The sequence below is a fragment of the Geminisphaera colitermitum TAV2 genome (genome assembly GCF_000171235.2).
GTDB classification, from domain to species: domain Bacteria; phylum Verrucomicrobiota; class Verrucomicrobiia; order Opitutales; family Opitutaceae; genus Geminisphaera; species Geminisphaera colitermitum.
On sequence record NZ_ABEA03000004.1, the window covers coordinates 101,275 to 109,526 of the forward strand.

Genomic DNA, 8,252 nt, shown 5'->3' on the forward strand with positions numbered 1-8,252 from the left:
GGTAACGGTTATTCGGATACGCGGAAGGTGGGGAAACCGTCGAGAGCGAGGGCGTGGAGGTGGGCCATGGCCGCAACGGGGGTGGCAAGGTGGGGGCCGCTTTCAACACGGTAGCGATATTCGTGGAATCCGGCGAGGCTGGCGTCGAAGTTGGTCTCCCAGAAATTTGTCATAAGCCATGAATAGGGGAGGGGGGAGTCGTTGCCGAGGGCTGGGTTGCCCATGAGGCGGCGGGGGCCGTGCGCAAGGGGGCCGATATGCAGGAGGGGGGCGTCGGGTGTGGCTATGACGAGGCCGGTGTTTTCGTGGCAGGAGGCGAGGCCTTCTTGTATGCTATACCAGTCGGTGTTGGTGTCGGGGAGTTGGTCGTGCCAGGGACGGATGGGGGCGCCGGGTTTGTCGAGCCAGAGTTGTCCGCCGGGGATGGCGAAGGGGAGTGCGAGGTGGAGGTTTTCGGGTTCCCAGACGGAGGTTTTGTGGAGGCGGAGTGTAGCATCGACACGGGGGAGGTTTTTCCAGATGTCGAGGGTGACGCGCCACCAGTGGCAACCTTCAACGGAATAGCGGAGTGTGACGGGTATCCAGTTTTCGGTGGCGGGTGGAAATTCGATGCCAATGAGGGTGCCCGGGGTGGTGCGGACGCCGGAACCTTTTCGGTTGCGCCCGAGGCGCGAGCGGGCCCAGGTCATGTCGGCACCTTCGGATCCTGCAATCGGGGTGACTTCGTAAAGGGGGGAGAAGGGAGCGTGGGGGCGGGCAGGTATCAGGAGTTCGGTGCGGGTGGTTTTGTCGTGCCAGGTGGTGATGCCTTCGGTATCCGAAAATTCGATGCAGAGGTGGGGGGTCTCGACACGGTGGTGGCCGGGGGCGGAGCCAGCATGGGTGCGGCCGTTGGCGATGTCGTCGGGGAGGCCGCGTTCGGTGACGTTGCGGGCGAGGGAGCGGAGGGCGCCGGTGCCGGTGCAGAGTTCGAGGCGGGCGGTGTCGCCGGGGGGGAGGGTGAGGGTGACGTCACAGGTGATGCCGCGGGGGGCGGGGCTGACGCGGCAGGGAAGTTTTTGGCCGGTGCGGGTGTCGATGACCTGGGGGTTGAGAGGGAGGAGATCGAAGTCTTTGGATTCGAGGTGGAGGCGGGCGGTATCGGTGTGGGAGTGGGTGTGGGGGTTGAGGGCTTTGTAAAAGAAGCGGGGGCCGGCTTCGCGGGGAGCGAGGGGGGGGAGGGCTCCGTGGTGGATGGCGAGGGCGGCATCACGGAGTTCGATGGCGGCGGCCCAGGCGGCGCAGGCAAGGGCGCGTTTGCCTCCTCCTATGGCTTTGACGTTGATGTCCCAGGGGGCGGAGATGGAGTCGGAGTGGTTGAAGGTGTGTTCGGCGAAGAGGAGGAGGTGTTGTTCGAGGGAGTTTTGGTCGGTGGTGGTGTTGATGGCGATGTCGTCGCGGGTTGGGGGGGGGGGGGGGAGGTTGGCCAGCCAGCGGCGGGTGCGGGAGGCGGCTCGGTGGAGGCGGACTTCAGCGGGGATGGAGGCGGGGCCGTCGGACCACCAGTCGGGCCAGTCGCCCCGGTAGCGGGGGATGGGGATGTTTTTTTCGGCGGCGCGGACCTGGCGGCAGAGTTCGGCGGGGGAACTCATGCGGAGGATGATGCGGGGGGCTCGGGAGTCGGCGGGGGTGGTGGCGATGTTCCAGCGGTGAACGAAGCGGATGATGGCTTCGGTGGGGGGGGAGTTGTCGGTCATGGCCCCGGAGAGGTGAAGGGGGACGAAGTCGTAGGGGTAGTTGTCGTCTTCGAGTTGGCGGAGGTAGCGGGGGAGGCGAGTGAGGGCAATGGGAAGGGTGTCGTCGGTGCGGGTGGCGGGGCGGAGTTCGTCGGTGAAATCATAGGTGAGAACGGCGCCGGGGGCGAGGCCGAGGGCGTTGCCGAGGTTGTAGTGTTCGCCGTTCCAGACGAGGAGTTCGCGGTTGTCGTGGGTTTGCCAGTAGAAGGGGAGCTGGCGGCGTCCGATGGGGGCGAGGCCGTGGTGGGCGTGGACGCAGGTAACGAGGTTTTGGATACCGGTGTCAAGAAGGGCGGCGGCATAGTGCCAGCCGAAGCCGTTGACGTCGGCGGAGAGGGCGGTGTCGAGGGGGAGAGTGTGCTTTTGGGCAAAGGCGCGGGCGCGGGCGAGGGCGGCGTGGTGGAGGGAGGCGTCGGGGAGTTCGGTGAAGTGGAGGTAGGTGCCGGAGAGGGCGATGGCGCCGGTGCGAATGGCGTCGATGAGTTCGCGGTGGCGGTGGGGGGGGGTGCGGGCGAGCCATTGTTCTATGGACCAGTGACATTCGTTGGTCCAGATGAAGCCGCGGAGGGCGGGGTCGGCGTCGGGGTTGCCGTCGGGCGCGGTGGCGCGGTGCGCGAGGGCGATGGCTTGGTCGAGGTAGTCGGCGTGGCAGCGCGCGATTTTTTGCTGCGAGTCGGTGAAGCCGACGTCGGTGTGCGTGTGGTGAATGAGGTGAACCGTCCAGTTGCGACGGGGGAGGAGGTGGTTCATGTGGCGGAGTTCGGCGAGGGGATGGAAAAAATGGGAGGGATTAGCGGAGGTTTTTGAGTTGGTATTGTTTGCCGGAGAGGGCGGCTTTGACGTGCGCGCCCCAGTAGGGGGTGGGGGTGTAGTCCCAGTCGGAAACGGCCATGGGACCGCAGCGGGGGTGAAAGCTGAAGCCTGTCCAGTTAAGGCGTTTTTGCTGGATGATGGCGATCATGTCTTCGGCCCAGCTCCCGAGGGGGTAGCGTTGGTGTTGCGGGATGAACGGGAAGCGTTCGTAGTCGGGGGGGCAGCCGACTTCGCCGATGAAAAGGGGGTGTTTTGCGGCGGCATCGAGGAAGTGTTTTTGCCAGTCATTGAGCCATGGATACACGTGGCTGGAATACATGATGCCGTTGGCGTCGGAGGTGTCGGCGAGGGCGTGACCGGAGAGAATGCCGGTGAGGTCGTAGCCCCAGTCAATGCCGCCGGCGATGATGAGGTTGCGGGCGCCGGTGGAGCGGACGGCATTGACGAGGTCTTGCATGCCGAGGGCGGTGTCGGATTCGGTTTTTACGGGGATGGCAACGGGGTTGTTGTCGTCGTGGCGGTTGTCAGGGCCGGCGAGGGAGCCGCCATCGCGCCAGATTTTCCAGGAGACGCCGACGGGTTCGTTAAAGAGTTCGTAGAGGACAGCGGGGTGGTTTTTGTAACGGGAGGCGGCGTCTTTCCAGAAGACGAGGTGTTCCTGGTTGACGGGGCCGAAGGCGTGGAGGTCGAGCACGAGCCATGCACCGCGAGCGGCGGCGAGGCGGACGAGTTCGTCAACGGTGCGGCGGTAGGTGGTGGCGGCTTTTTTCGCGGCGGGGGTGGCGCAGGCGGCGGCATCAGTGGCGGGCGCGCCTCCTTTGGCGGGGAGGCCAAACCAGAGGCGGTGTTGCACGGGGAGGCGGATGCAGTTGGCCTTCCATTCGTCGATGGCCTGGAGGAGGGCCCAGTGCATGTGTTCGCCAGGGCCCCATTCCATGCTGTCGATGCAGAGGCCCTGGAGTTGGATCTCACGAGGCGGGGTGGTGGGGTCGGCTATGACGAGGTGGTTGCCGGAGACTTTGATTTCGGGGGTTTTGCTGGCGGGAGGGGCGGCGAGTTCGCGGGTGATGATTGCCCGGCGGCGAGCGAGGGTTTGTTCGTCAGGGGGCTGGGAGGGGGGGAGGTTTCGGCTCGCGCATGGGGCGCGAGCAAGGCGAGGAGCGCGAGGGCTGGCAGCAGTAGCTGGCAAATGAGGGAGGGAAGACGGCAGCGGCTCATGTGGCGGGAGGGGGGGGAGGGGCTTGTTTTTTACATCCGTTCGTAGGTGGTGGGGGAGAGGCGTCCGACGCTGCCGTCGAAGAAAACGGCGTTGTAGTAGTTGCCGTGAACGTGCTGGGGAGGGATGTTGGGTTTGTGGGAGGAGTTTTTCATACGTTCGTTGTTGAGGCGTGGCAGGTTCATCAATTGGTCAGTTTCCGCCATCGCCCATTCACGGGATGGGTTTTGCACTTCGGCAAGTTTCTTGCCCAGTGCCGGGCCATTGCCGTCACGGGGACCAAATGGATATTCGATGCCTTCTCCTTCTTTCGGTGGGAGTGACTTCAGGACAATGGACATGGGGATGTCCCTCATTGCATCGGTGGCAGGAAATTGCGCGGGGCTGGCAGCAAGCCACGCGGGGCAGGCTAAGAGGGGATGGGGAAATTGGAGCCTGTAATCGGCACCCAGATAGGGGCCGAGTCTGTCTTTGTTCGGGAGTCGGTATTCGCTAATGCTGTTGATGCCAGGGGTGCAAGATTGCACGTCCTGAAGGTGTCCGGGCAGGGATTCTTTGTGGTCGCTGGCGAAGAGGAGCATCGCTGTACCGAGCTGGCGGAAGTTAGCGACGCAGCGGGCGTTGGCCGCTACTTTGCGGGCTTTGCTGACGGCGACTATTGTCAGGGCAGCCAGAATTCCGATGATCGCTATGACGGTCAGGAGTTCGATGAGCGTGAAGGCGGTGCGGTCAGAGGCGGGGCGACGGGGATGTTGTGTCATGGGGAGCAGGGGGGGGGGGGGAGGTCAGACGCCGAGGTGTTGGAGGATTTCGGCGATGGAGAGGGTGGCGGCGCAGATGACGGTGTCGGCGGCGCCGTAGTAGAGGGTGAGGCGATCGCCATCCACGATGTGACCGTTGGTGAAAACGACGTTCCCGACAAAGCCGCGGCGTTCGTATTCGGAATCCGGTGACATGAGTGGGGCATCGCTACGGGCAAGAATTTTTGTGGGGTCCTCAAGGTCGAGGAGGAGGGCGCCGAGGCAGTAGCGGCAATGGTGGTCGGAGCCGTGATAGATGGCGAGCCAGCCGTGGTCGGTTTTGATGGGGGCGGCGCCAGCTCCGATGCGTTCGCTGTCCCAGTGATTGGGACGAGTGGTGGCCAGGCAGGCGTGGTGGCCCCAGTGAATCATGTCGGGGGAGCGGGCGAGCCAGATGTAGTGGCCGCCGGGGCCGAGTCCGCTGGGCCGATGGAAGGCGGTCCAGGCTCGGGCGTGAGCGGGGCCGGTTTTTTCGGGGAAGAGGGCGACGTCTTTGTTGTGGGGGGGGAAGATGACGCCGTGGCGTTCGAAGGTTCTCCAGTCGGTGGTGGTGGCGAGGCCGGCGACGACGCCGGCGGGGGAGGAGGTGCTGTAGGTGAGGTGGTAGCGGCCGTCGATGTGTTCGACGCGGCAGTCTTCGATGCCGAAGGTTTCGTAGGAGCCCTGACCGATGAGGGCGGGGTGGGCGTCCGGGGTGAAGTGCTGACCATCGTCGTCACTCCAGGCGAGGCGGAGGTGAGAGAGGGTGGTGAGGTAGCCGCGGCCCTTGTAGTCGAAGCCCCGGGCCTCGCCAGGAGGAAGGCGAAGCTCGGGGTCGTCGGCGCGGATGCGAAGGATGGTCATGCCGCCGGGAGCGGCTGGATCGAGGAGGGGGGTGCTGATCCAGCCGGGTTCTTGTATCGGGCGTTCCGCTACGCGGAGGAGGAGTCCGATACGGCCTTGGTAGCGGAAGGCTCCGGGGTTGAGGAGGAGTTCAACGGCCATGTCGGGGCGGCTGGGGGGCACGTCAGCAGGCGTGAGGATGGGGTTGTGCGGGAAACGGTGGATGGCGGGTGTCATGCAGGGAAAGGACTGAAGGCTGCGGAGATCGGAGGGGATCCGGCGTGCGGTTCAGAGGCGGGCGCGACAGCGGCGGTTTACGACGGCAAGGATGATGAGAATCGCCCCCGCAATGGCGGCAGTGGCGGCGGGTTCGGGAACGGCGGTCAGGTTGGAAAGACGCACGGCCTCCAGTTGGGTGGCATCAAGAACGCTGGTGTAAATGCGCACGTCGTCGAATAGGGCGTTGGGGGTGCGGTTGGCGCCGGAATAGTCCTGCCCGGCGCCGAGCCGCAGGCGGTAGTCCCTGCCCGCACCGGTGAGACTGGCAACGGTGCCCTTGTTCAGCGTAAGGGATTTGTCGTCAACGAGAGAAAGGGCGGAAGAGGCGCTGGTGTCACCCGTGTAAAAGTTCACGTTGGCGGAGGTAGCGGTGCCATCGTAACTGACTGCGAGGAATGCCCAGCCGTTGCTCAGATTGACGAGTGCGGTTGTGTTGAGGGCTGTGCCGTTCACCCAGAGTTGGAGTTTCACTGAGTTGGGGGTGGTGTTTTCCAAACGGAAGGAAAAGCCGTTGCTGCTGCCATTGTTGACGCCAATGAGACGGGTGGGGCTGTTGGCCAGGGAGGTGACGTTGACCCAAAGGGAAACAGTGAATGCGGAAAAACCTGCGTTAAGTTGGGCCACGTCCGCGCCGGCGGCGATGTTTGTGCCAGTGTTGCCATCGCCAGCGTTGTTTCCGTTGATGGAGAGTGCGTAGCCGCTGCCGGAGGGAGTGTTGCCCTCCGCACTCCATGCGGCGGCATTGGATGTGCCGCGATTGAGCGTGATGCCGCCATTGGTTCCGGTTCCGGAATTGGAGGCAGTGGTGCCGGTGCCTTCGTCAAAGGTGTAATGGACGACCGGATCGGGGAGGGTGATGGCGGAGACGATGCCGACCAGGGCGGCGGAAGCGAAGGTGGCGATGAGGCGGCGCAGGATGGATGGGATGTTCATGGGTGGTTTTGTCGGGTTGGCGTTTGGGTGGCGGGTGAGAGGCGATCACGAACAGAGCATTAGTGTATCATTTTTCAAGAACTTTTTTCCTAGTGCACTATTTCAATTGACGGAAATGCTCTGATTGCTTCGGAGCGGCGGCATGTTGCCGGCGATCCATAGGGAAATTCTGTCGATGGGAGAGGCCCGGAGGCCGGGCGTCACTTGGGAGCTGCTGATGTCCGGATGTCTTGGGTGGGGTTGGGGAGGTAACCGCCGTGGTGGCGGATGCGGTCGCGGAGCCAGGCAGGGTCCACAGCGCGAACGTTGCCAGCGTGCGCGGTGGCGGCGCGGGCTGCGGCTATGCCGGCGGCTTCGCCAGTGGCAAGGCAGGGGGGCATGACGCGGACACTGGACTGGACGGCTTGTTCGCAGGAGATGGAGCGTCCGGCCACGAGGGTGTTTTGGAGGGTCTGCGGGATGAGGCAGCGCCAGGGGATGCCGTGTGATTCGCCGGGGCCGTAGTGGAGGCAGGCTTTGTCCCAGCGGGTGATATCGTCGCCGTCGCGGGGGATGTCATCCTTGGCCCAGTGGATGTCGATATAGTAGTTGTTGCGGGCGATTTCGTCGGGAAAGGTGCGGCGGGCGAGGTAGTCGTCGAGAGTGAGGGTGTAGTCGCCGGTGATGCGGCGGGTTTCGCGGATGCCCATGAGGGGGGCGGTGGTGACGAGGTAGGCGTCGGCAAAGGCGGAGGGGCAATATTCTTTGAGGGCGGCGAGGAATTGGGCGGCCATTTTGCGGCCTTGTATCATGGCGGCAGACACGGTTTCTGGACGGGTGTTGTCAACGTCCCACATGTGGCCGGCGTTGAAGCCGACGGTGCGGGGGCCGATGACGGAGTGGCAGATGTGGGTGTCGGTAATGAGTGGATACTTTTGGGTGTCGCGGGCGATGGCATACATGGGGCTGTGGGGGTTGGAGCCGTGGAGGATGGGGCCGGCTGCGAGGGCGTCGGTGTCGACGTTGGAGATGATAAAGCAATGGGTAACGGGCATGAGTTTTTGTCCGTTGGCGTCGCCTTTGTGGAAGGGTGCGCCGGCCCAGGCGCAGAGATCGGCGTCGCCAGTGCAATCGATAAAGACGCGGGCGGTGTGGGCGGTGAGGCCGGTTTTGTTGGTGGTGATGATGGTTTTTATGGTGCCGGGGGCGGCGGGGTCGGGTTCGACTGCGGAGAGGTGGGTGTGGAAGAGGATGCGGGCGCCGGCGGTGGTGATGAGGTCGTCGTAAATGCGTTTGAGGCGTTCGGCGTCGATGGGGACCCAGTCGTTGTGGTCGGGCGCGATGTGGGGCATGCCGGCTTTGCAGGTTTCGAAGATTTTTTGGGCGAGTCCGCGATAAATGAATTTTTCTTTGTCGGTAAAGGGGCACCAGGAGGGGACGAGGCCGCTGGTGCCCATGCCGCCGAGGGTGCCGGTGGCTTCGATGAGGAGGGTGCGGGCTCCGTCGCGGGCGGCAGCGGTGGCGGCGGCGCAACCGGCGGGGCCTCCGCCGACAACAATGACGTCCCAGTGGTCGTCGTGGGGGATTTCGCGGGGGGGGAGGGTGTGCGTTTTCATGGGTGGCAGTGGTGCTGGA

At 64.3% G+C, this 8,252-nt stretch carries 6 protein-coding genes; all 6 read right to left on the reverse strand.

Annotated elements, in window-relative coordinates; genetic code table 11:
• Positions 1–8 precede the first annotated feature (8 nt).
• A complete protein-coding gene (locus OBACDRAFT_RS00450) occupies positions 9–2,525 on the reverse strand; it encodes a glycoside hydrolase family 38 N-terminal domain-containing protein (RefSeq protein WP_043581937.1) in 2,517 nt (838 codons plus the stop codon).
• Between the two features lie 40 nt (positions 2,526–2,565).
• Positions 2,566–3,777: a glycoside hydrolase family 5 protein gene (locus OBACDRAFT_RS00455; protein ID WP_052360778.1), complete on the reverse strand. Its 1,212-nt coding sequence runs from the start codon at positions 3,775–3,777 to the stop codon at positions 2,566–2,568.
• Positions 3,778–3,836: 59 nt separating this feature from the next.
• Positions 3,837–4,565 carry a type II secretion system protein gene (locus OBACDRAFT_RS24740; RefSeq protein WP_052360779.1) on the reverse strand — a complete coding sequence of 243 codons (729 nt, stop codon included), beginning with the start codon at positions 4,563–4,565 and terminating at the stop codon, positions 3,837–3,839.
• Between the two features lie 24 nt (positions 4,566–4,589).
• Positions 4,590–5,663 carry a glycoside hydrolase family 130 protein gene (locus tag OBACDRAFT_RS00465; RefSeq protein ID WP_043581939.1) on the reverse strand — a complete coding sequence of 358 codons (1,074 nt, stop codon included), beginning with the start codon at positions 5,661–5,663 and terminating at the stop codon, positions 4,590–4,592.
• 51 nt (positions 5,664–5,714) lie between these two features.
• The gene (locus OBACDRAFT_RS00470; protein WP_043581940.1) at positions 5,715–6,638 is read right to left on the reverse strand and encodes a LamG-like jellyroll fold domain-containing protein; all 924 of its coding nucleotides are present in this window, start codon (positions 6,636–6,638) and stop codon (positions 5,715–5,717) included.
• Between the two features lie 200 nt (positions 6,639–6,838).
• Positions 6,839–8,252 (reverse strand): FAD-dependent oxidoreductase (locus tag OBACDRAFT_RS00475; RefSeq protein ID WP_332835098.1); only part of this gene is annotated, 1,414 nt, incomplete at its 5' end.